We start from the raw sequence: 23,148 nt of genomic DNA, 5'->3' as shown, positions 1-23,148 counted from the left end.
ATATAAATTTTTGAAAAAGCTGCGTTTCGACGCAGAGATGGTTATTGGAGGCGGGCTGTAAGGCTTGATTTAGAGCGGATTGCGCGGGAGGCAGGGGTTGGAAAATATTTTACCGGGGATTGAAATCAATGTGGGAGCGAGCCTGCTCGCGAATTTTTCTCATGCAACAAATCAGTTGGCTGACAGACCGCATTCGCGAGCAGGCTCGCTCCAACAGGAGGACAGTATTGGCTTTAGCTCAGGCTGTTCTGCAGATGGCTGCGCAGCGCCTGCAACTCTGATTGCAGCTTTTGCAGGCGTTCCAGGGTGAAGCCGCTGGCGCCGAGGATGCATTGCGGAATGGTCTGCGCTTTGTCACGTAGCGCACGGCCCTGTTCGGTCAGTTCAACAATCACCACCCGCTCATCCTCACGACTGCGTGTGCGGCTGAGCAACCCTTCGCCTTCGAGGCGTTTGAGCAGCGGAGTCAGCGAGCCGGGATCGGTCAGCAACCGCGAGCTGATTTCTCCGACGGTCAAACCGTCCTTCTCCCACAACACCATCATCGCCAGGTACTGCGGATAGGTCAGATTCAAGGCTTGCAGCAGAGGTTTGTAGACCTTGGTCATCATCAGTGAAGTGGAATGCAGGGCGAAGCACGCCTGGTTATCCAGCAGCAGGTCGTCGCAGGTGTCGCATTCGGAAGTCATGTCAAACGCCTTGTTCGGTAATGGGCATGAATCTAGCGCTCGAATCTTTAATGCGCCAGATAATTTTCCAGCGCTAGTGCCGACCCAGATCTCGCTGTAGCGCCAGATCCCACGGTGGCACCGGACTGAAGCGGGTCTTGAGATATTCGAGCAACAAGCGGCTGCGCGAATTGGTTTGTTGTTCCATGCGCAAGGCGTAAATGCCGGTGGACTCCGGGCTTGGCAGGCCGTTTTCGCAGAACAACGGCAGCAGTTCGCCACGCAGCAGGTATTCGCTGGCCAGCCATGTCGGCAGATGCGCGATGCCCAAGCCAGCCAAGGCACCGCAGACCAGCGCCTCGGCATTGTTGGCGCTCATGCGGATGCGCGCCGGGCGGTGCAATTGCATCTGGCCGTCCTGCTCGAAGCGCCAGGCGAACGGCGGTGCGAGGCCGTCCCAGTCGAGGCCGTCATGCTCGCTCAGTTGCGCCGGACTGCCAGGCACGCCACGGCGCTTGAGGTAGTCCGGACTGGCGCAGGCAATACGCACCATGCTCGCCAATGGTGTGGCCACCAATCGGGTATCAGCCATTTGTCCGGCGCGCAGCACCAGATCGACTTTGCCCAGGTTCGAACCTCCCATGTCGACGAAGCTGTCGATCAGGTGCAGTTGCACATCCAGGCCCGGATACAGAACGAGAAAGTCTGCGATCACGGGTGCCAGATGCCGGCGCCCGAAAGCGGCCGGCGCATCGATGCGGATCAAACCCTCGGGCGCACTGCTCAGGGACACCGCTTCCGCGCGGGCCAGTTGCAACTCGGCAACAATCCGGCGCGCGCGTTCGGCAAACGCCAGACCCGCTGGGGTTGCGCGCACAGCGTGAGTGCTGCGGACGAACAACTGGCTGCCAACGGCGCTTTCCAGGCTGTCGATCCGTCGGGCGACGGCCGAAGGTGTCAGTGGATGACGACGCGAAGCGGCGGAAAAACTGCCACTCTCCAGTACATCGAGAAACAGCCCGAGTTGGTCGGTCAATTGATTGGGATTCATGGGCAGCAAACGCCTGTGCGAAATCGGCATAGCCATTGTGCGTTGCTGTGCGTTTCCCCGCCAGCCGCGACTGCGTAGGATGATTCGCCTGACGTGAGAGGAATTCGGCTGTGATGGAGTTTTTGTTGTACCTGTTGTTCGGCGCCGCCCTTGGCACACTGGGCGGCATTTTCGGCATCGGCGGCGGCTTGATCGCCATTCCGTTGCTCGGCGTGTGGTTTGGCCTTGATCAGCAGATCGCCCAAGGCACGGCGCTGGTCATGGTGGTGCCGAACGTAATGCTGGCGCTGTGGCGATATCACCAGCGCAATCGCATCGAGCTACGGCATGCGCTGCCCTTGGCGGTGATGGGTTTCTGCTTTGCGTGGATCGGTTCGATCTGGGCGGTGGGCATTGATGCGCAAACCATGCGCATCGGTTTTGTCGCATTTCTGGTGGTGCTCTCGGCCTACAACCTGTTGAAGATGTTCGGCAAGCAACCCGCTGCGACTTCCGAAATGCGCTATTCCTGGCCTTGGCTCGGCGTACTCGGCGCGGCGTCCGGGACTATGGGTGGCTTGTTCGGTGTCGGCGGGGCGGTGGTGGCAACGCCGGTGCTGACGAGCCTGTTCGGCACCACGCAAGTGGTTGCTCAAGGTTTGTCGCTGGCGCTGGCCTTGCCAAGCACCGGCGTGACTCTGGTGACTTACGCGGTACACCACGAAGTCGACTGGATGATCGGTCTGCCACTGGCGATCGGCGGTCTGGCAAGCATCAGTTGGGGGGTGAAAGTCGCCCACGCCATGCCGGAAAAACTCCTGCGTGGGCTGTTCTGCGGTTTTCTGGTGCTGTGTGCGGTGATGCTCGCGTTTAAAGTTTGAAGCCTTCGACGATGTGCTCGGCCAGGCATTCGGTGATCGGCGACGGATTGTTCAGGTTGCGGATCAGCATGATGCTGGCCTCAGGCAACAGCGGCAGATCTTCGGCGGCGCCAAGAATGCGCATGTCCGGGGTGATCAGGCTTTCCAGTTGCGCGGTGATCGCCAGACCCGCGCTAACCACGGCCATCAGCGCCGACAGACTGGTGCTGTTGTAAGCGATGCGGTAATCGCGGCCCATCGCATCCAGCGCATTGCACGCCCACAAGCGGCAGAAACAATCACTGTTGAACATCGCCAGCGGCAGCGGCGTTTGTTCGTGGGCACTGAAATTCTGCGCTTCGGCCCAGACGAAACGCTCCTTGCGCAGCAACTGGCCGATCTCGTTGCCCGGCTCGCGGGTAACGATCGACAAGTCGAGATCGGTGCGCTGCAACAGCTGTTTGGTCGATTCGCAATGTACTTCGATCTGGATCAGCGGATAGAACTGCGCGAACCGCGACAGGATTCCCGGCAGAAAGCGCATCACGTAATCGTCCGGCGTACCGATGCGCACTGTACCGACCATGTGCGGCTCGCGCAGGGTGTTGAACACTTCGCTGTGCAGTTTGAGGATGCGCCGCGCGTAGCCGAGCAGTACCTGGCCTTCAGCAGTCAGGCGCACCTGACGGCCGTCGCGCTCGAATAACTGGCGCTGCAACACGTCTTCTTCCAGACGCTTCATCTGCATGCTTACTGCCGATTGCGTGCGGTTGACCATTTCGCCGGCACGAGTAAAACCGCCCTGATCAGCGATGGCGACAAAGGTGCGCAGGACATCGGTATCGATACTGGGGTAGGCCGACAATTGATGAATCTCCGTGATGCATGCCATCAGAAACATTCGTTGGATTGATCTTAGCGCTGGCGCGAGACTTGAGCCATCCCACAAGGAGGGCGATGCGATGAAAGGTCAAAAAGCTTATGTAAATGATGAAAACGTGCCGGTTCATCTTATTTCCGATCTGCTGCACAAGTTTAGCCGCTGGTATGAACTGCACCGTGAACGAGAACTGCTCGCCAGTCTGAGCGACGAAGCGTTGAAGGACATTGGGGTCAGTCGTGCCGACGTTGAGCACGAAGCCGTGCGGCCGTTCTGGGATGATCCGATGCATAAATGATGAGCGGAGCGCTACACAAACCAACTTCAAGTGAGGTAGGTTGCGAGCAGACAAGGAGATGCTCATGCCCGCGACTCTGGCCTTTTCCCTTAAACAGGCGCGACGACTGGCGCTGGCGGCCCAAGGGTTCAACGGGCGCCAGCCGCCGACTGTCAAAGCCGCTCACGTCAACCGGCTGATCGAACGGCTTGGGCTGCTGCAAATCGACTCCGTCAACGCCGTGGTGCGCTCGCACTACCTGCCGCTGTTTTCCCGTCTCGGTGCCTACTCTTCTGATTTGCTCGACCAGGCTGCCTGGAGTTCGGGGCGACGTCGCACGTTGTTTGAATATTGGGGCCATGAGGCGTCGTTGCTGCCGCTGTCGATGTATCCGCTGATGGCGTGGCGCATGCAGCGCGCCAGGCGTGGTGAGGATATCTATCAGCAACTGGCGAAATTCGGTCGCGAGCAGCAGGACGTGGTTCGCCGGGTGTTGAGTTCGGTTGAAGAACAGGGCGCATTGGGCGCCGGCAGTCTGTCGACCCGCGAAGACAAGGCCGGGCCATGGTGGGACTGGAGCGCGGAAAAGCATGCGCTGGAGTGGTTGTTCGCCGCCGGTGAAGTCACGGTGGCGGGGCGTCGTGGTTTTGAGCGTTTGTACGATTTGCCGGAACGGGTGATTCCTGCATCGATTCTGCAACAAGCGTTGCCTGATGAAGCCGAAGCGCAGCGCGGGCTGTTGTTGCATGCGGTGCAGGCACTGGGCGTCGGCACTGAAAAAGACCTGCGCGATTACTTTCGCCTGAACCCGGCGGATGCGCGTCCGCGTCTCGCAGAACTGGTCGAAGCAGGGCAGTTGCAAATGTGCGAAGTCGCCGGTTGGCGGCAAATCGCCTATTGCCTGCCGGAGCCGAAAGTCCCGCGCAAGGGGGCGGCCAGTGCGTTGTTGTCGCCCTTCGATTCGTTGATCTGGGAACGCAGCCGGACTGAGCGCTTGTTCGATTTTCGCTATCGGCTGGAGATTTATACGCCGCAGGACAAGCGGGTCTACGGCTATTACGTGTTGCCGTTTCTGCACAACGAGCGGATTGCAGCGCGGGTTGATCTGCGTGCCGAGCGGGCGGCAGGGCAGTTGGCGGTGCATGCGGTGCACGAGGAAGAGCCGGGGCTGGATGAGGAGGGGATGTTGGCGCTGGCCGTGAATTTGCGCCAGATGGCAGATTGGCTGGGGCTTGATCGGGTGCAGCTCAACTGTCTGCGTGAGAGTGCGGCGCGGTTGCGGGTGGCATTGGCCCAACTGGACTGATCCCTGTAGGAGCTGCCGAAGGCTGCGATCTTTTGATGTTGATCTTATAAAAAACAAGATCAAAAGATCGCAGCCTTCGGCAGCTCCTACAAGTTTGCGGGACGCGGTCTAGCGGCGAACCTGCTTCAGGGTTTCAGCGATCAAGAACGCCAACTCCAGCGACTGATCGGCATTCATCCGCGGATCACAATGGGTGTGATAGCGATCCGACAAGCCATCTTCAGTAATCGGCCGCGCGCCACCAATGCACTCGGTGACATTTTGCCCCGTCATCTCGATGTGAATGCCGCCGGCATAACTGCCTTCGGCTTCGTGCACCTGGAAGAACTGTTTAACCTCACCGAGGATTTGCGCGAAGTCGCGGGTCTTGTAACCGCTGCTGGCCTTAATGGTGTTGCCGTGCATCGGGTCGGAACTCCACAGCACCTGCTTGCCTTCACGTTGCACCGCGCGGATCAGCGCCGGCAAGTGATCGCCGACCTTGTTCGCACCCATCCGTGCGATCAGGTTCAGGCGCCCCGGATCGTTGTCCGGGTTGAGCACGTCGATCAGACGGATCAGATCATCCGGGTCCATGCTCGGGCCGACCTTGACGCCGATCGGGTTGTTCACGCCACGGAGGAACTCGACATGCGCGCCGTCGAGTTGGCGGGTGCGGTCGCCGATCCACAGCATGTGCGCCGAGCAATCGTAGTAATCGTTGGTCAGGCTGTCGCGACGCACGAAGGCTTCTTCGTAGTTCAGCAGCAGCGCTTCGTGGGCGGTAAAGAAGCTGGTTTCGCGCAGTTGCGGCGAGCTGTCCATGCCGCAGGCGCGCATGAACGCCAGGGTTTCATCGATGCGGTCGGCGAGGTGGCTGTACTTTTCGGCCAGCGCCGAGTTGGCGATGAAGTCGAGGTTCCACTTGTGTACTTGGTGCAGGTCGGCAAAACCGCCCTGAGCAAACGCGCGCAGCAGGTTCAGCGTCGCGGTGGACTGGTGATAGGACTGCAGCAGACGCTCCGGATCCGGTACGCGGCTCTTCTCATCGAAACCGATGCCGTTGACGATGTCACCGCGATAAGCCGGCAACGTCACGCCGTCGATGGTCTCGTCGTTGGCCGAGCGCGGTTTGGCAAACTGACCGGCCATGCGCCCGACCTTGACCACCGGGCAACCGGCGGCGAAGGTCATGACGATCGCCATTTGCAGCAACACTTTAAAGGTGTCGCGAATCTTCGCTGCGGAGAACTCGGCGAAACTTTCCGCGCAATCGCCGCCCTGCAGCAGGAAGGCCCGGCCCTGGGTGACTTCGGCGAACTGACGGCGCAGTTCGCGTGCTTCGCCGGCAAACACCAGTGGCGGATAGCTGGCCAGGGTTTGCTCGACCTGGCTCAGGTGCGCGGCGTCGGGGTATTGCGGTTGCTGCTGGATCGGCAGGGCGCGCCAGCTGTCAGGGCTCCACGGTTGGCTCATCACGGTCTCTAATTGGTTCTACGCACGGGAAGCCCATGGTAGCAGCAATTAGTGCGTGACCTGCTCCCGCCCCATCACCGACAATCGCCGCTTTGCCACGGCGCCACAGCGGTGCCATCGCGTCACCGCGCCCGGTGACCATCAGGAGACGAAATGACTGAGGAGCGCGTCGAGCATCTGCTCGCCGAAGTACAGGATGAGTTCGGCGTGATTCGCGTGCTGGAAGTGGCTGATTACCGCTTTCTCGAGTTCGGCGATGCGATCGAGCAAAGCTGCGTGTTCACCGCTGATCCGAGCTGGCTGGAATACGACTACACCCGGGCGATGCTGATTGGTGCGTTGTGCCATGAACAGCCGGAGAGTGCGCTGTTTCTGGGGCTCGGTGCCGGTACGCTGACTCAGGCTTGCCTCAAGTTTCTGCCGCTGGAAGATGTCGAAGCGATTGAATTGCGCCCGGATGTGCCGCGTCTGGCCATCGAATACCTTGGCCTGGATGATGATCCGCGGCTGTACATTCGCGTCGGTGACGCCCTCGAACTGCTGCCGACGGCTGAGCCGGCGGACCTGATTTTTGTGGACCTGTACACCGATGTCGGGCCGGGTGTCGGCCATCTGGCCTGGAGCTTTCTCGGCGACTGTCAGAAGCGGCTGAATCCGGGCGGTTGGCTGGTGATCAACCAGTGGGCCACAGACGATGGCAAACCGTTGGGTGCGGCGTTGTTGCGCGGGCTGTACCACCGGCATTATTGGGAGCTGCCGGTGAAGGAGGGCAATGTGATTCTGCTGGTGCCGGCGGATCTCGATCAGGAACTGGACATGCAGGCACTGACGGTCCGGGCTGAAGCGCTGGCACCGAGGTTGGGGTATTCGTTGCAGTCGTTGATCAACAGTATTCGCCCAGCCACCTGAGGCATCTGGCCTTGCTGGCCCTATCGCGAGCAGGCTCACTCCTACATTGAAATGCGTTCCCTTGTAGGAGTGAGCCTGCTCGCGATGGCGTCATGGCAGGCGCCAAATTTTTCAGATCCCCTTGAAGACTCCAGGTCGCCGCTCTACCAACGAGCGCACCCCCTCCTTGGCATCCTCACTGGCCAACAACTTCTTTACCAGCGCCGGTAACCCCTGCGCCGCCGCTGTCTCACCCTCATAACGTGCCTGCCGCGCCGACATCAACGTCGCCTGCACGCCCAAAGGCGCCTGCCGGGCAATCCGTTCTGCCAACTCAATCGCCCGCGGCAACAGGTCTTCACTGGCCATCACTTCCTGCACCAATCCCAAATGCAACGCCTCGTGCGCATCGAACTCATCGCCGGTGAGCAACCAGCGCATCGCATTGCCCCATCCGGCCACCTGATGAAAACGTAAAGTCGCGCCACCAAAAGGAAAAATTCCACGCTGCACTTCCATTTGTGCGAAGCGGGTATTGCTCGCACAGAGATTGATATCTGCCGCCAGCATCAGCTCGATGCCAATGGTCAGGCAGTAACCCTGCGCGGCGACAATCACCGGTTTGCTCACCCGTGGCCCGACGAAAACGCCCCACGGATCGCAACCGCCGGTCGGAACCTGCCAGCCTTGCGCCAAAGCCGAGCTGGCATTCACCAGATCCAGACCGGCGGTAAAGTGTTCGCCATGACCGAACACCACGGCTACCCGCGCCTCGCTGTCGGCCTCGAACTCGCCATAGGCCAGGCTAAGCTCGTTGAGCAGGTCGAGGTCGAAAGCATTGCGTTTGGCCGTTCGATCGAGGCCAATCAGATGGACGTGACCACGACGTTCACGGCTGACGCGGCCGGGGCAGGGCTGATTCATGGCGAAATCCTCGGGCGGGAAGGGCGGGTGCAGCGACGGTATGCCGCACATCGATGAATCGTTTAAGCGTCATCGCCCGCAGGGCCGGGCCTTTGAAAAATAGACCTTGGCGCGATTATCCGCAAAACCCCATTACACAGCGGTGACACACGCATTCAGACGATAAAAAAAGCTCCCTTTTTGGGCAAAATCCGGTATAGTGCGCGCCGGCCTTTAACCGGGCCGCGTTTAGGTAGCGCAATTTCCCGAAGTCAGCTTCGGCTGCACGTCCGCATTGCGGGCTCTTCCCGGACGATTCTTTTTTTCATTCATTCGTTTTCGCAAATCCCCGCCGACAAAGCTGCCAGGGCGACTCTTGAGTCTCAACACGGCATGCGCAGCTTTGGAGCATGGGTCTTTGCGGATGCACTTAGAGGCAGACCCATGACCCAGGAAACCGGCGGATTCGCCGCTTTTAATCTTAACCCGAATATTCTTGCAGCCGTCGCAGCGACCGGCTACGAAGAGCCTTCGGCGATTCAGCAGCAATCGATCCCGATCATCATGGCCGGCCAGGACATGATTGGCCAGGCGCAAACCGGTACCGGTAAAACCGCCGCGTTCGCACTGCCTATCCTGCACCGCATCGATCCTGCCAAGCGCGAACCGCAAGCCCTGATCCTGGCGCCAACTCGTGAGTTGGCGCTGCAAGTAGCAACCGCTTTCGAAACCTACGCCAAGCAAATGCCGGGCGTTACTGTTGTGGCCGTTTACGGCGGCGCGCCGATGGGCCCGCAACTGAAAGCAATCCGTAATGGCGCACAGATCGTTGTCGCCACTCCGGGCCGTCTGTGCGACCACCTGCGTCGTGACGAAAAAGTGCTGTCGACCGTGAACCACCTGGTTCTCGACGAAGCTGACGAAATGTTGAAACTGGGCTTCATGGATGACCTGGAAGTCATCTTCAAGGCGCTGCCAGCGACCCGTCAGACCGTTTTGTTCTCGGCTACCCTGCCGCAGTCGATCCGCGCCATTGCCGAACGCCATCTGCGCGATCCGCAACACGTGAAGATCCAGACCAAGACCCAGACCGTTACCGCGATCGAACAGGCTCACCTGTTGGTTCACGCTGACCAGAAGACTTCGGCCGTTCTCAGCTTGCTGGAAGTGGAAGATTTCGACGCTCTGATCATGTTCGTGCGCACCAAGCAAGCGACCCTGGACCTGGCCAGTGCCCTCGACGCCAAAGGCTACAAAGCCGCGGCGCTGAACGGTGACATCGCCCAGAACCAGCGTGAGCGCGTTATTGACTCGCTGAAAGATGGCCGTCTGGACATCGTTGTCGCGACCGACGTTGCTGCTCGTGGTCTGGACGTTCCGCGCATCACTCACGTGTTCAACGTTGACATGCCGTACGATCCAGAGTCCTACGTTCACCGTATCGGCCGTACTGGCCGTGCCGGTCGCGAAGGTCGTGCACTGCTGCTGGTGACTCCACGTGAGCGCCGCATGCTGCAGGTGATCGAGCGTGTAACCGGTCAGAAAGTCGCTGAAGTACGCCTGCCGGACGCTCAAGCTGTTCTCGATGCACGCATCAAGAAACTGACCAACAGCCTGTCGCCGCTGGTTGCTGATGCCGAGTCGACTCACGGTGAGCTGCTCGATCGTCTAACTGCAGACATCGGTTGCACCCCGCGTGCTCTGGCTGCTGCGCTGCTGCGCAAAGCCACCAACGGTCAAGCGCTGAACCTGGCCGCGATCGAGAAGGAACGTCCACTGGTGCCGAATAACGCACCGCGTGGCGACCGTCCTGAGCGCACCGGTGATCGTCCTGATCGTGGTGACCGCGAGCGTCGCGCGCCAATGCCTTTGGGCGAAGGCCGTGCTCGTTGCCGTACCGCGCTGGGTGCGCGTGACGGTATCGCTGCGAAGAACCTGCTGGGCGCCATCCTCAACGAAGGCGGTCTGGCCCGTGAAGCGATCGGTCGCATCCAGGTGCGTGACAGCTTCAGCCTCGTCGAGCTGCCGGAAGATGGTCTGGACAAACTCCTGACCAAACTGAAGGACACTCGCGTTGCCGGTAAGCAGCTGAAACTGCGTCGCTATCGCGAAGATTGATCCGCCCTTGGGCTGATTGATCGAACATAAAAAATCCCCGACTGGTTCGGGGATTTTTTTTGCCTGCCTGAAAGATCAAAAGATCGCAGCCTTCGGCAGCTCCTACAGGGGGAACGCATTCCAAATGTAGGAGCTGCCGAAGGCTGCGATCTTTTGCTTTTAACCGAAGCGATAGATGTCCATGCCCAGTGCGCCCATCGTGAATCCTTTGTGCGCCACGCTGAACTCACCGCCCGCACCCCGGGCAAAATACAGCGGCAACAAATGCTCATCGCTCGGATGGCTGCGCACCGCATGCGGCGCCTGCTGGCGATAATCATGCAGCGCCGCCTCATCGTCGGCCGCCAACTTCTCGATCACCCAGTCACGGAAATCCCGCGCCCACGGCTCGACACTTTCCGGGCCAGCATGCCAGTCCAGTTCGCGCAGGTTGTGGGTGATGCTGCCGGAGCCGATCAGCAAAATGCCCTGATCACGCAGGCCCGCCAACGCTCGGCCGACCCGGGTTTGCAGTGCCGGGCCAGCGCGGCTCGGCAGCGAGACTTGCACCACGGGAATATCCGCCTGCGGGTACATCAGCGACAACGGCACCCAGACACCATGATCGAACGGGCGTTGCGGGTCGAGGCGTGCGGGCAGGTTGTTGGCATTCAGCAGATCGGCCACCTCAGCGGCCAACTGTGGATTACCCGGCGCCGGGTACTGCACTTCAAACAGTGCGCGGGGAAAGCCGCCGAAGTCATGCCAGGTTTCCGGTTGCGCATGGCTGCTGACCAGCAGTTCGTGGCTCTCCCAGTGGGCGGAGACGATCACGATGGCTTTGGGTTTCGCTAATTCAGCGGCCAGACGCGCCAGCGCCGGGCCACTGGCACCGGGTTCCAGCGCGAGCATGGGGGAGCCGTGGGAAATAAACAGGCTGGGAAACATGATGGGTTCCTGAGCGTTAAGATGAGCTCATCTTCAGTCAGATCATTGATCTAAATCTAATATAAGTTTTAACGCTTTTTGATCGAATTATTGGGAGTGATGCATGCAGCCTGAGTTTTGGCACAAGAAGTGGGCGTCCGGTCAGATCGGTTTTCACCTGCCGGAGGTGAATCCGTATTTGCAGCGGCACTGGGCGGTCCCGGCATCGGCGCGGGTGCTCGTACCTTTGTGTGGGAAAAGTATGGATCTGGCGTGGCTTGCTGAGCGCGGTCATTCGGTGCTCGGGATCGAACTGTCGGAAAAGGCGATCGAAGACTTCTTCACCGAGCATCAGATTCAGCCGCAGATTAGTCAGAAGGGCGCGTTCAAGGTCTATCGCGGTGATGCCATCGAGTTGTGGTGTGGTGACTTCTTCGCGTTGACGGCGAACGATGTGGCCGACTGCACGGCGCTGTACGACCGGGCGGCACTGATCGCCTTGCCGCCGCCGATGCGTGAGCGTTATGCGGCGCATCTTCAGCAGATCCTTGCGCAAGGGGTGCAGGGACTGTTGATTACGCTGGATTACGATCAGGCGCAGATGCCGGGGCCGCCATTTGCGGTGGCGGATAAAGAGGTGCAGCGGTTGCTGGAAGATGTCTGGCAGGTGCAGATGCTGGAAGAGCAAGATGTGCTGGGCGAGAGCTGGAAGTTCTTGCAGGCGGGGGTGACGCGTCTGGAGGAGCGGGTGTACCGGATTTCCAGCCAATAGTTCTGCGCCAGTAGGGCTGGCCCCATCGCTGGCAAGCCAGCTCCCACAGGGTTTCGGGTGTTCATCAAAATCTTCAGCGCCCACAAATCATTGTGGGAGCTGGCTTGCCAGCGATGAGGCCATTGGGAGCAACCCATTTGTCAGGCAACAAAAAAAGGCCCGCATCACTGCGGGCCTTTTGTTTTTACGCCAATCTGATCAGCCGCGACGACGCAGTGCGTCAATACGCTCTTCCAGCGGCGGGTGGCTCATGAACATGCGGGCGAAGCCCTGTTTGATGCCACCGTTGATGCCAAAGGCGTTCAGGGTGTCGGGCATATGCACCGGCAGGCCCTGTTCGGCGCGCAGGCGTTGCAGTGCACCGATCATCGCGCTGGTGCCGGCCAGACGTGCGCCGGCTTCGTCGGCACGGAATTCGCGCTTGCGCGAGAACCACATGACGATCGCACTGGCGAGAATGCCCAGTACCAGTTCGGCGAAGATGGTCGCCACGTAGTAAGCGATGCCCTGGCCTTCTTCGTTCTTGAAGATCACTTTGTCGACGAAGTTGCCGATGATCCGCGCAAAGAACATCACGAAGGTGTTTACCACGCCCTGGATCAGCGCCAGCGTGACCATGTCGCCGTTGGCCACGTGACCGATTTCGTGGGCCAGTACAGCTTTCACTTCATCGGGCGAGAAACGCTCGAGCAAGCCCTGGCTGACCGCGACCAGCGCGTCGTTCTTGTTCCAGCCAGTGGCGAAGGCGTTTGCTTCGTAGGCCGGGAAAATGCCGACTTCGGGCATCTTGATCCCGGCTTCGCGGGACAGTTGCTCGACGGTTTGCAGCAGCCATTGCTCATGCCGGGTGCGTGGCTGGCTGATGATCTGGGTACCGGTGCTCATCTTCGCCATCCACTTGGAGATGAACAGCGAGAACAGCGAACCGGCGAAACCAAAGACTGCACAGAAAACCAGCAGCTGACTAAGGTCGAGATCAACCCCGTTGGCCGCCATGAACCCGTTGAAGCCGAACAGGCTCAGGGTGATGCTGGCTATCAGCACGACCGCCAGGTTAGTGGCCAAAAACAGCAGGATGCGCATCATGGTTGTAGAAATCTCCTCAAGCTAAAGATGTAGCGTACTGCGGGGTATATAAGGTGCTGCACCGGGCTATTCAACTGAGTGACTATTTCAAACTGTGTCCTACAGTGGATTCTTCGGTGCTTGGCACATTTCCCACGACAGATACCGATAGGGATGACAGCCAGCCGCGACCCGTCGCCATTACCTCAGGCGCAGGTGACTGATACGAATCGCAAGTGTAGAAGGCGTACGCAGAGCTGGAACGCAGAAGTGTTGCTGAATCAGACAGTGCGCAACGTTTGGCCGTTGCGCACTGCTGGCCAGTTACTGGCGGTACGACTTGAGGAAGTTGCCGATGCGGCCGATGGCCATTTCCAGATCGTCGACGCGGGGCAGGGTGACCACGCGGAAGTGATCCGGCCACGGCCAGTTGAACGCCGTGCCCTGTACCACCAGCAGCTTCTCGGACAGCAGCAGGTCGAGGACGAATTTCTCGTCGTTGTGGATCGGGCAGACCTTCGGATCGATTTTCGGGAACGCGTACAGCGCGCCCATCGGCTTGACGCAGCTCACCCCTGGAATGTCGTTGAGCAACTCCCAGGTGCGGTTGCGCTGCTCCAGCAAACGACCCTGCGGCAGCACCAGATCATTGATGCTCTGATAGCCACCCAGTGCGGTCTGGATCGCATGCTGGCTCGGCACGTTGGCGCACAGGCGCATGTTGGCCAGCATGTCGATGCCTTCGATGTAGCTCTGCGCGTTGTGTTTCGGCCCGGAGATGGCGATCCAGCCAGAACGGAAGCCGGCCACGCGGTAGGACTTCGACAGACCGTTGAAGGTCAGGCACAGCAGATCCGGCGCCAGCGAAGCCGTGCAGATGTGCACGGCATCGTCATACAGAATCTTGTCGTAGATCTCGTCGGAGAACACCACCAGGTTGTGCGCGCGGGCGATTTCCAGCATGCCCAGCAACACTTCCCTGGAATACACCGCGCCGGTCGGGTTGTTCGGGTTGATGATCACCATGGCTTTGGTGTTCGGGGTGATCTTGGCCTTGATGTCGGCCAGATCCGGGAACCAGTCGGCGCCTTCGTCGCACAGATAATGCACGGCGTTACCGCCAGCGAGGCTGACGGCGGCGGTCCACAGCGGATAGTCCGGGGCCGGCACCAGCACTTCGTCGCCGTTGTTGAGCAGCGCCTGCAGCGACATCACGATCAGCTCGGACACGCCGTTGCCCAGGTAGATGTCTTCGATGCCGACACCTTCGACATTCTTTTGCTGGTAGTACTGCATCACCGCTTTGCGCGCGCTGAACAGGCCTTTGGAATCGCTGTAGCCTTGCGCGGTCGGCAGGTTGCGGATCACATCCTGAAGAATTTCGTCCGGCGCTTCGAAACCAAACGGCGCCGGGTTGCCGATATTCAGCTTGAGGATGCGCTGGCCTTCCTCTTCCAGTCGTTTGGCGTGCTTGAGCACCGGGCCGCGAATGTCGTAGCAGACGTTGGCGAGCTTGTTCGATTTGCTGAACTGCATGGCGATGTGATCCCGAAAATGAACGATCCAGGCGGCGAATGGACAACCGTGCTGGGATTCCTGTGTTTTCACACAGGCGGACGTCTTGAGCCGTGGCTCCCATAATCCGTTTGAATGCGCCCGGTCTGGCTGCCAGACTGGTGCGTGACGAGGCGCAATCATACGTGCCGCCCGATCCGTGGAAAAGGTACAGATCGGGCTTTTTCAGCCGCTGAGGTGTGATGATGGAAAAGTTGGAAAAAACCCTGGAAGAATGGCGTGAGATGCTCGACCCCGAGCAATACAACGTTTGCCGTCTCAGTGCGACCGAGCGACCGTTCTCCGGCAAATACAACGACACCAAGACCGACGGTGTCTATCACTGCGTTTGCTGCAATGAAGCGCTGTTCGACTCCAAGACCAAATTCGATTCCGGCTGCGGCTGGCCGAGCTTCTACGCGCCGATTGGCGAAAGCGCGATGACCGAAATTCGTGATATCAGCCACGGCATGATCCGCACTGAGGTGAAGTGCGCGCGCTGCGATGCGCACCTGGGTCATGTGTTCCCCGATGGCCCACCACCAACCGGCCTGCGCTATTGCATCAACTCGGTGTGCCTGGACCTGGTACCACGGGAATAAGCGAATAAAGGCGACTTCCGGGTCGCCTTGTTTTTGAATAATTAAATTGCACGCAATTTAATTGCTCGCTATGTTTGGTCTTTCCCGACAGTCTGCGGAGCCCGCCCCATGAGCGACAACCTGCTGAACATCCCCTGCACCACGATCAAAGGTGAACAAAAGACCCTGGCCGATTTCGCCGGCAAAGCGGTATTGGTGGTCAACACCGCGAGCAAGTGCGGCTTCACCCCGCAGTACAAAGGCCTTGAAGAGCTGTGGCAGACCTACAAGGATCAGGGCCTGGTGGTCTTGGGCTTTCCCTGCAATCAGTTCGGCAAGCAGGAGCCGGGCAACGAGGGTGCGATCAGCGAATTCTGCGAGCTGAACTTCGGTGTCAGCTTCCCGCTGTTCAAGAAGATCGAAGTCAACGGCGCCGGCGCTCATCCGCTGTTCGTGCAGTTGAAGAAACGTGCGCCGGGCGTACTGGGTTCCCAAGGCATCAAGTGGAACTTCACCAAGTTCCTCATCGGCAAGGATGGCCAGTTGGTCAAGCGCTTCGCCCCGGCCACCAAGCCGCAGGACCTGAGCCGCGAGATCGAAGCCCTGCTCAAATGAACAGCCTGCCGGTCGATTCGCTGAAGCTCGACAGCCAGTTGTGCTTCAAGTTGTACGCCGCCTCCCGGGCGGTGATTCGCGCCTACAAGCCGATGCTCGATCAGCTCGGCCTGACGTACCCGCAGTATCTGGCAATGCTGGTGTTGTGGGAATGGCAGGACAGCGCGCCGGAGCAACCGACCGTCAAGGCGTTGGGTGAGCGCCTGGCGCTCGACTCGGGCACGCTGACGCCGTTGCTCAAGCGTCTGGAGCAATTGCAGTGGGTGCAGCGCCAGCGTTCGACGCGCGACGAGCGCGAAGTTCACCTGAGCCTGACGCCGGCCGGGCAAGCCTTGCGTGAGCAGGTCAGTCCGCTCAAGGCCCGGCTGCTGTGCGACAGCGGGGTGGATCTGGACCGCCTCAATGACTTGCGCGACGGTCTCGATCACTTGCTGGGGCAGATCAAGGCGCTGTCGTAGTCGGAATCCATTGATCGAGCAGTGCCGCCAGTTCTTCACGGCGGAACGGCTTGGCCAGATAGTCGCTCATGCCTGCCGCGCGGCAGCGTTCGCGTTCCTCGGACATCGCGTTGGCGGTCAGGGCGACGATGGGCAGGTTCGGCCAGCGTCCGCTCTGGCGGATCTGCCGGCTGGCCTCGTAACCGTCCATGACGGGCATGTTGCAGTCCATCAGTACCAGATCGAATTCGTGATATTCCAGTTGATCCAGCGCTTCGGCACCATGGGCGGCGACGATGACCTCGCAGCCCAGTTTGCCGAGCATGCCTTTGGCCACCAGTTGATTGACCGGGTTGTCCTCGACCAGCAACACCCGTCCGCGTCGCACCGAGGGAGAGGTTTCGAGCTGCGCATCGTTGATCGCAACCACGTCCGGTTGCAGGGTGCGCCGCAGGTTCTGGTAGAGCGCATTGCGCGCCAACGGTCGCGCCTGCTGCTGCAGCGGAGCCAGGGCGGCCGCTTCTTCGCTCGGCAGGAAACTGCCGTAGGCGGTCACCAGCAAAATCGGCGCAACGAGCGTCGGGCGCAGGCCGAACAGGCACTCCGGACAATCGGTGATCACCACGTCCGGGGTCAGGCCCAGCAGCGAGTCATCAATGGTGCGCTGTTCATACGCAAGTCCCCAGACCGGCAGCAGGCTCTGCAACAGCTCTGCCAGACCACTGCTGGCGGCGGTGATGGCGAGTATCTTGCCGTGCAGCGGCGCCGGTGCCAGTGCGCGGGTATGGCAGGGCAGCGGCAGCTCGGCACAGAACTGACTGCCGAAGCCGGTCTCGGAGCTGATGGTCAGGCGGCCCTGCATGGCTTCGCAGAGGTTGTACGTCAGCGCCAGTCCCAGCCCGGTGCCGCCATACTGACGGGTGATCCCGGCGCCCGCCTGGGTGAACGGCTGGAAGATTTTCAGCTGCGCGTCCTGGGCGATGCCGATGCCGGTGTCGCAGACCTCGATGCGCACGCCATCCCTTGAGGTCGACAAGCGCACATCCACCCGGCCGAACCGGGTGAATTTCAGCGCGTTGGACAGCAGGTTGCTGACGATCTGCCGGACCCGGGTCGGATCGCCCAGCACCAGGGCGGGGAAGTGCGGGTCGATCAGGCAGGTCAGCTCGACGCTCGGCGCGGCATTTTGCGAGAGCAGGTTGGCGGTGTCTTCGATCAATGAGCCAAGATCGAACGGAATGTGCTCGAGCTCCAGCTGCCCGGCATCGAATTTCGACAGGTCGAGAATATCGTTGAGCAACTCCACCAGCACCTTGCCCGAATCGTGGGCGATCGACAGCTGTTGCTGCTGCTCGGCGTTCAACGGGCCGTCGAGTGACAGCGCGATCATCCCCAGCAGGCCGTTGAGCGGCGTGCGGATCTCATGGCTCATGTTGGCGAGGAAGGCCGAGCGGGCCTCGGCCATTTCCAGCGCGGTGCTGCGGGCCACTTCGAGTTCCTGATTGGACTGGCTGAGCCGCGCATTGATTGCCTTGAGTTCGGCGGTGCGCGCCGAGACGATATTTTCCAGTTGTCCGAGATAGTCGGTCAGGCGGTTTTCGGCGTTGCGCCGCTGCTGGATTTCTGTGGCGATGTTCTCGAACTGTTGATTGGCGACTTTGACCAGTACGCCGATTTCATCGTTGGCGTGGCCGGCCGGACATTCCAGCGTGGTCGGTTCGGCACTGCGCGGGTCGCGTCCACTGAGTTCGCGGATCACCCGCACCAGTGGTTTGGTCAGCATCACGTAGAACAGCGCCAGCAGGATGCCGGTCAGAATCAGGCTGCGGGCGAAGCCATTGAGCAGGGTCACCTCGGCCCGGCGCAGGAAGCGGCTGCCAAAGGCGAAAGTATCGACCTCGAGACTCAACACGCCCAGCGATTCGTTGGGCAGATGGTCCAGGTACAGACGATCCTCGAACTGGCGCTTGGCACCAAACAGGAAGTCGCTGATTACCCGATACCCGCTTTGCAGTTCCGGGCGTTTGACGCTGGCCAGCACTGTGCTGTTGTTGTCGATCAGTTGCGCAGAAATGATCGCCGGTGAGCGCAACAGCCCCAGGGTCAGTTCCTGCGCCAGCTCGGCGTCGATGTTGTAGGCGATACGTGACGCCGGGTTATGGCTGATTTCCAGTAAAGACAGGATTTCACGGTTGATAGAGGCGTCTTCACTGGCATAATCGATGCCGATTTGCAGCAGGCTGAGCAGCGTGCCCAGAATGAACCCGACCAGCACGGTAAGCCTGGCTTGCTTGTAAGACAGCCGGTGGGTGAATTTGATATCCATGGGGTGTTGAACCACTTCCGTTTCCCTTCGCTGCTCAAGCATAGTCGATCATGTATGGATACCGAGGTTCCCGAATCGCCTTGTAACAAGGCTTGGTAGGTGAATTTTGATCTGTGCGTCGTCGCTGGATCGTCATCATCACTGTGAACGTGCCCGAGGAGAAGACGTGGATTCCCGATTGAATGCTTTTCTTGAACGCGCCGAGTCGGTTCTGGCGCGGATCGAACCGTTGTTGCCGGCAACACGGCCGGTGATCGACTGGGATACTTGTCTGGCTGCGCGCTGGCAGCGCGACGGGCGCAGCGGCTATCTGCTGCCGCTGGAAGTCAGCCTCGACATGCGCCTGTCCGACCTGATCGGTGTCGACCGTCAACTGGAGCAACTGGGGCGCAATACCCAGCAATTTCTCGATGGCATGCCGGCCAACCATGCATTGCTCTGGGGCTCGCGCGGTACCGGCAAGTCGTCGCTGGTGCGGGCCTTGCTCGCGGAACACGCCGCCGCCGGCCTGCGCCTGATCGAAATCGAGCGTGATCATCTGGCGGATCTGCCACGAGTGGTCGAGCAGATCGGCAAGCTGCCACAACGTTTCGTGCTGTTTTGCGATGACTTGTCGTTCGAATCCGGTGAAGGTGATTATCGCGTGCTCAAAAGCGTGCTCGACGGCTCGCTGGAGCAGGCCCCGGATAACGTTTTGCTGTACGCCACTTCCAACCGCCGCCACTTGGTGCCGGAGAAGGAAAGCGACAACGAAAACTGGAAACGCGTCGACGGCGAACTGCATCCCAGCGAAGCCGTTGAAGACAAGATCGCGCTGTCGGACCGTTTCGGTCTGTGGCTGTCGTTTTATCCGTTTACCCAAGAACACTTCCTTAACGTCGTCGAACACTGGATCGGCCAGTTGGCGGCCAAGGCTGGCCTGAGCTGGCAACGCGACGAAGAGCTGGACATCCTTGCCGTGCGTTGGGCCACCGGCCGCGGTAATCGCAACGGACGTTGCGCGTACCAATTCGCCCGTTACTGGGTGGGACTGAAATTGTTGGAGCACAAGGCATGATTGATTTGCAACAAAGCGGCCAGGGCCTCGAAGGCTATGGCATGTTGGCCGCGCAACTGGAATCGCTGCTGGCGGATGAGCGCGATTTCATCGCCAACGCCGCGCAGTTTTCGGCGTTCCTGTTCAACCAGCTCGATGATCTGAACTGGGCGGGTTTTTACCTCAACCGCAACGAAGAGCTGGTGCTGGGTCCGTTCCAGGGCCAGATCGCCTGTGTGCGCATTCCGTTCGGCCGTGGTGTGTGTGGCGCGGCGGCGGCCAGTCAGCAAACCCAACGCGTCGAAGACGTGCATGCGTTCCCCGGTCATATCGCCTGCGACAGCGCTTCGAACAGTGAGCTGGTCGTGCCCTTGGTCAAGGACGGACGCCTGATCGGTGTGCTCGACCTCGACAGCCCGAAACTGGCGCGTTTCGGCGCGCAGGATCAGGCGGGTATCGAGCAACTGGCGGCGATTTTCCTGCGTCTGACTGACTGCTGATCATGCGGTGAGGCCAGCTTTGTGCAGCAGGCTGGCCGGATCGACGCTGTCGATCTGCGCGGAATCGAGAAAGCGCACGGCGTACTGCATGTAAACGCCCTCATTGATGAACAATCCAAACAGTTGCGCATCGATATGTGCTTCGCGACACATGGTCGCCATAATTGCCAACGCTTCATTCAAGGTTTTGGCTTTCTTGTACGGGCGATCGGCTGCTGTCAGCGCCTCGAAGATATCGGCAATCGCCATCATTCGCGCGGGCAGGCTCATGTCTTCACGCTTCAGGCGTTTCGGGTAGCCGGTGCCGTCCATCTTTTCATGATGACCGCCGGCGATTTCGGCAATGCTGTCGAGATGGCCGGGGAAGGGCAGGTGACTGAGCATCATGATGGTCTGGACCATGTGGTGATTGATCACGTAACGTTCTTCGCGGGTCAGGGTGCCACGGCTGATACTCAGGTTGTACAGCTCGCCGCGATTGTATTTGTAGCGCGGCACATCCAGTTTGAAGCCCCACGGATTGTCTTCAGGAATCAACTCGTTCGGGTCGCGTTCGAGCAAGTGTTCGGGCTTGTCTGCCAGTAGCTTCTCACCGACCGGCAAACTCGGTGCCGGCGTGCGCGACTGGCGTCGATTCTCTTCCCAGGACACACCCAGACGGTCATCGAGGGTACGCAACCAGGTGCGTCGAGCCAGATGATCAAGGCGTTGCAGATCCGCTTCGGCCATGGCCTCACTGCCCAGATTACAGCGCGCGACAAACGCAAAGTCGTCGTCCAGCGCTGTCAGTGCCGTGTCACGCAGCTCGGCCAGTGCGGTCTCATCACCGCCCAGCGCCCGCGCCTGCCAATAGCTGATCCAGGCATCACGCTTGAGCACTTCGAAGCGGGTGCGGATCTCATGAATACGGTCGTTGATGGTTTCCAGCTTGGTCGCCTTGTCGACCACGTACTCCGGCGTCGTGACCTTGCCGCAATCGTGCAGCCACGCGGCAATGTGCAAGGCTTCCCACTCGTCTTCGCTGGGTTGATAGGCGCTGAAGGCCGGCGCCTGACTGGCTGCCGCTGCCTGGGCAAGCATCAGCGTCAGCTCCGGCACGCGCTGACAATGTCCGCCGGTATAAGGGCTCTTGGCGTCGATGGCACCGGCAAGTAATTGAATGAAGGCGTCGAGCAACTGCTTTTGGCGGGCTTGCAGGCGCTGGCTCTCGATACTCACTGCCGCCGCGCCGGACACAGCCTGGAGGAATGCGATGCGGTCGGGACGCAGTTTTTCCAGGTCGGCCGCCGTGCCGCTGTCGTTTACCAGTAGGATCAGCAGGCCGATGGTTTCGTCGTGGCGATTGTGCAGGCGGATGCCGATCAGATGGATGCGTGGCGATTGCATCGCCAGCAGGACTTTTTGCAGATCGCCAGCCTGATCGACGCCAAAGTTGCTCACCACATTGTTGGCGTTGACCAATTGCTCGAACCACGCCGGACCCTGATTGTGTTGCAGATCATGGCCCTGAATGTCGAACGCCTCCAGGGGCTGAGGCGTGCCGTCGATGACCAGTCCGTAAGGCTCCATGCGACTGCTGTCGCTTTCACGCAGATAGATCAGCCCCGCCTGCGCCTGAGCAATCTGCACCGTTTCGAACAGCACCCGTTGCAGCAGGGGGGCGAAGCGGGTTTCGGCACCGAGGGTGTCGGTAATGCGGAAGAAGCTCGCCAGGGTGTCCTTCATCCGCGCCATCGACACACTCAACTGGTCGACTTCCAGCACCGGCGAGCGCCGGGCCAGCGGAAAGTTGAAATCGAAACTGCGGATGGCGTCGGCTTCCTTGACCAGCGCGTGCAACGGCTTGACCAGAATTCGCGAAATCACCCAGCCCAGTGGCAGGCACAGCAGCAAGGTCGCCAGGGTGATCAGCGCACCTTGCCAGCGCAAGCGGTAGGCATCGACCAACAACTCGTCTTCCGGTACCAGTAGCGCCAGTTGCAAACCTTTCGGGCCGCCCTCCTGAATGCTGCTGCGGGCGACGATCCATTGCCGCCCATCCGCCTCCAGGCGATTGCCGGAATGCGCACCGGACAGCAGCGCGTGCAGACCTGGACTCAGGTCTGCGGCTTTTGCCAGGTGAGCGGTAGTGCCATCGACGATCAGCTTCTGGCTGTCGGGGTAGGCCACAGCGTTGCCGTCAGCATCGAACAAGGCAATTTCGGTGGACGCGGTGACCACGTGTTTGCTCAGAGCGGCAGACAGTGCGACCAGCGTCAGGTCAGCGCCAATCACGGCGTTCGCGCCGCTGCGTCGGGCCAGCGTGGTGCCGACATTGTGCGTGGAGAAAAACACGTAGGGCTCGGTGGTGATCTGCTCGCTTTGCTCGCGGGCATCGGTGAACCACGCACGACTGCGCGGATCGTAACGGTCTTCGGGGTTGTCCTGACGGCCTGCCGGCGTCAGTGCCTGATCGAAAAACAGTGACTGTGAGTGCATGGCGCCTTGCGCGTCATGCTCGATGCTCCAGACCTGATATGCCGCCGCTTCAGGGGCGTTGAGCAGTGTTTTCAGCGCGGCGCTGCGCAGCGGGCGCACCATGAAAAAATCGCCATTGGCATAACCCAGATACAGCGAAGCCAGATTCGGGTTGTCGGTGAGCGACTGGCTGAACGGTCTGAGCAAGGGCAAGCGCTGTTCAAGGCGCTCGGCCTGAGTGGCGGGGTTGTCCGCCAGCAGGCTCAGCAGATGCCGGATCGGCTGATAGGTGGCGGACATGTCCAGGCGCACGTCCTGTTCGATCCGCTCGAACAGCTTCTCGCTGCTCGAAAGGATGATCTGCGTGGTCTGGCGGTAATTGAACAATCCCAGCACGACCCCGGTGAGCAGCAGCAGGAAGGTGAACATGACGCTGATGTGCACATGCAGCGGGAACCGGCGTTGTTCCGGGCGCAGTGGGCTGGGCATTTCTGGCTCTCCATGATGGTTAACT

Annotated in this window: 21 protein-coding genes; 11 read left to right on the top strand and 10 right to left on the bottom strand. The window is 60.1% G+C overall.

The genetic code is table 11. The features are described from left to right. Nucleotides 1-233 precede the first annotated feature (233 nt). Together U6037_RS20365 and U6037_RS20360 are read right to left on the bottom strand one after the other, a co-directional pair. Entirely contained in the window at nt 234-689 is a 456-nt protein-coding gene (locus U6037_RS20365; RefSeq protein ID WP_322844320.1) for a MarR family transcriptional regulator, read from the bottom strand. Between the two features lie 73 nt (nt 690-762). After that, the gene (locus U6037_RS20360; RefSeq protein WP_127929237.1) at nt 763-1,719 is read right to left on the bottom strand and encodes a LysR family transcriptional regulator; all 957 of its coding nucleotides are present in this window, start codon (nt 1,717-1,719) and stop codon (nt 763-765) included. 110 nt (nt 1,720-1,829) lie between these two features. On the opposite strand from U6037_RS20360, the gene U6037_RS20355 reads away from it, so the two are divergent. Further along, on the top strand, nt 1,830-2,579 hold the full coding sequence (locus tag U6037_RS20355; protein ID WP_175553567.1) for a sulfite exporter TauE/SafE family protein: 750 nt from the start codon (nt 1,830-1,832) through the stop codon (nt 2,577-2,579). Here U6037_RS20355 and U6037_RS20350 read toward each other — a convergent pair. Next, nucleotides 2,569-3,423 (bottom strand): LysR substrate-binding domain-containing protein, encoded by an 855-nt coding sequence (locus tag U6037_RS20350; protein WP_026000633.1) that lies wholly within the window; start codon nt 3,421-3,423, stop codon nt 2,569-2,571. The genes U6037_RS20355 and U6037_RS20350 overlap by 11 nt on opposite strands. 97 nt (nt 3,424-3,520) lie before the next feature. Here U6037_RS20350 and U6037_RS20345 point away from each other — a divergent pair, with 97 nt between their 5' ends. Next, nucleotides 3,521-3,736: a DUF1127 domain-containing protein gene (locus tag U6037_RS20345; protein WP_242205671.1), complete on the top strand. Its 216-nt coding sequence runs from the start codon at nt 3,521-3,523 to the stop codon at nt 3,734-3,736. Between the two features lie 64 nt (nt 3,737-3,800). Next, nucleotides 3,801-5,021, top strand: coding sequence for a winged helix-turn-helix domain-containing protein (locus U6037_RS20340; RefSeq protein ID WP_322844319.1), 1,221 nt, complete (start codon nt 3,801-3,803; stop codon nt 5,019-5,021). Between the two features lie 108 nt (nt 5,022-5,129). On the opposite strand, the gene U6037_RS20335 is transcribed toward U6037_RS20340, so the two are convergent. Then, a complete protein-coding gene (locus tag U6037_RS20335; protein ID WP_322844318.1) occupies nt 5,130-6,476 on the bottom strand; it encodes a class II 3-deoxy-7-phosphoheptulonate synthase in 1,347 nt (448 codons plus the stop codon). Nucleotides 6,477-6,629: 153 nt separating this feature from the next. On the opposite strand from U6037_RS20335, the gene U6037_RS20330 reads away from it, so the two are divergent. Continuing rightward, on the top strand, nt 6,630-7,385 hold the full coding sequence (locus tag U6037_RS20330) for a spermidine synthase (protein WP_322844317.1): 756 nt from the start codon (nt 6,630-6,632) through the stop codon (nt 7,383-7,385). A gap of 111 nt (nt 7,386-7,496) precedes the next feature. Here the strand turns inward: U6037_RS20330 and U6037_RS20325 are convergent, their stop codons facing one another. After that, the gene (locus U6037_RS20325) at nt 7,497-8,288 is read right to left on the bottom strand and encodes a crotonase/enoyl-CoA hydratase family protein (RefSeq protein WP_322844316.1); all 792 of its coding nucleotides are present in this window, start codon (nt 8,286-8,288) and stop codon (nt 7,497-7,499) included. Between the two features lie 423 nt (nt 8,289-8,711). Here U6037_RS20325 and U6037_RS20320 point away from each other — a divergent pair, with 423 nt between their 5' ends. After that, entirely contained in the window at nt 8,712-10,385 is a 1,674-nt protein-coding gene (locus U6037_RS20320; protein ID WP_008088238.1) for a DEAD/DEAH box helicase, read from the top strand. A gap of 159 nt (nt 10,386-10,544) precedes the next feature. On the opposite strand, the gene U6037_RS20315 is transcribed toward U6037_RS20320, so the two are convergent. Beyond that, nucleotides 10,545-11,312, bottom strand: coding sequence for a class III extradiol ring-cleavage dioxygenase (locus U6037_RS20315; RefSeq protein ID WP_322844315.1), 768 nt, complete (start codon nt 11,310-11,312; stop codon nt 10,545-10,547). A gap of 103 nt (nt 11,313-11,415) precedes the next feature. Between U6037_RS20315 and U6037_RS20310 the strand changes: the two genes are divergently transcribed. Further along, a complete protein-coding gene (locus U6037_RS20310) occupies nt 11,416-12,063 on the top strand; it encodes a thiopurine S-methyltransferase (RefSeq protein ID WP_322844314.1) in 648 nt (215 codons plus the stop codon). 198 nt (nt 12,064-12,261) lie between these two features. Here the strand turns inward: U6037_RS20310 and htpX are convergent, their stop codons facing one another. Further along, nucleotides 12,262-13,149, bottom strand: a complete 888-nt coding sequence (gene htpX / locus U6037_RS20305; RefSeq protein ID WP_007908619.1) for a protease HtpX — start codon at nt 13,147-13,149, stop codon at nt 12,262-12,264. A gap of 303 nt (nt 13,150-13,452) precedes the next feature. Beyond that, on the bottom strand, nt 13,453-14,664 hold the full coding sequence (locus U6037_RS20300; protein ID WP_322844313.1) for a pyridoxal phosphate-dependent aminotransferase: 1,212 nt from the start codon (nt 14,662-14,664) through the stop codon (nt 13,453-13,455). A 224-nt stretch (nt 14,665-14,888) separates the two neighbouring features. Here U6037_RS20300 and msrB point away from each other — a divergent pair, with 224 nt between their 5' ends. From msrB to U6037_RS20285, 3 genes are all read left to right on the top strand, one after another. Further along, nucleotides 14,889-15,284, top strand: a complete 396-nt coding sequence (msrB, locus tag U6037_RS20295; protein ID WP_322844312.1) for a peptide-methionine (R)-S-oxide reductase MsrB — start codon at nt 14,889-14,891, stop codon at nt 15,282-15,284. Nucleotides 15,285-15,392: 108 nt separating this feature from the next. After that, nucleotides 15,393-15,878, top strand: a complete 486-nt coding sequence (locus U6037_RS20290) for a glutathione peroxidase (RefSeq protein WP_034155230.1) — start codon at nt 15,393-15,395, stop codon at nt 15,876-15,878. Continuing rightward, entirely contained in the window at nt 15,875-16,336 is a 462-nt protein-coding gene (locus U6037_RS20285; RefSeq protein WP_322844311.1) for a MarR family transcriptional regulator, read from the top strand. The genes U6037_RS20290 and U6037_RS20285 overlap by 4 nt, the downstream gene beginning before the upstream one ends. On the opposite strand, the gene U6037_RS20280 is transcribed toward U6037_RS20285, so the two are convergent. Beyond that, nucleotides 16,320-18,641: a hybrid sensor histidine kinase/response regulator gene (locus U6037_RS20280; RefSeq protein ID WP_242205653.1), complete on the bottom strand. Its 2,322-nt coding sequence runs from the start codon at nt 18,639-18,641 to the stop codon at nt 16,320-16,322. The two genes, U6037_RS20285 and U6037_RS20280, sit on opposite strands and share 17 nt — an antisense overlap. A 166-nt stretch (nt 18,642-18,807) precedes the next feature. Between U6037_RS20280 and U6037_RS20275 the strand changes: the two genes are divergently transcribed. Beyond that, nucleotides 18,808-19,698, top strand: coding sequence for an ATP-binding protein (locus U6037_RS20275; protein ID WP_322844310.1), 891 nt, complete (start codon nt 18,808-18,810; stop codon nt 19,696-19,698). Beyond that, nucleotides 19,695-20,177: a GAF domain-containing protein gene (locus U6037_RS20270; protein WP_242205649.1), complete on the top strand. Its 483-nt coding sequence runs from the start codon at nt 19,695-19,697 to the stop codon at nt 20,175-20,177. The genes U6037_RS20275 and U6037_RS20270 overlap by 4 nt, the downstream gene beginning before the upstream one ends. Here U6037_RS20270 and U6037_RS20265 read toward each other — a convergent pair whose 3' ends face one another. Then, entirely contained in the window at nt 20,178-23,123 is a 2,946-nt protein-coding gene (locus U6037_RS20265; RefSeq protein WP_322844309.1) for an HD domain-containing phosphohydrolase, read from the bottom strand. Between the last annotated feature and the right edge of the window lie 25 nt (nt 23,124-23,148).

The organism is Pseudomonas sp. B33.4 (assembly GCF_034555375.1).
Classification (GTDB): Bacteria; Pseudomonadota; Gammaproteobacteria; order Pseudomonadales; family Pseudomonadaceae; genus Aquipseudomonas.
This window is presented reverse-complemented; position numbering and strand designations above follow the sequence as displayed.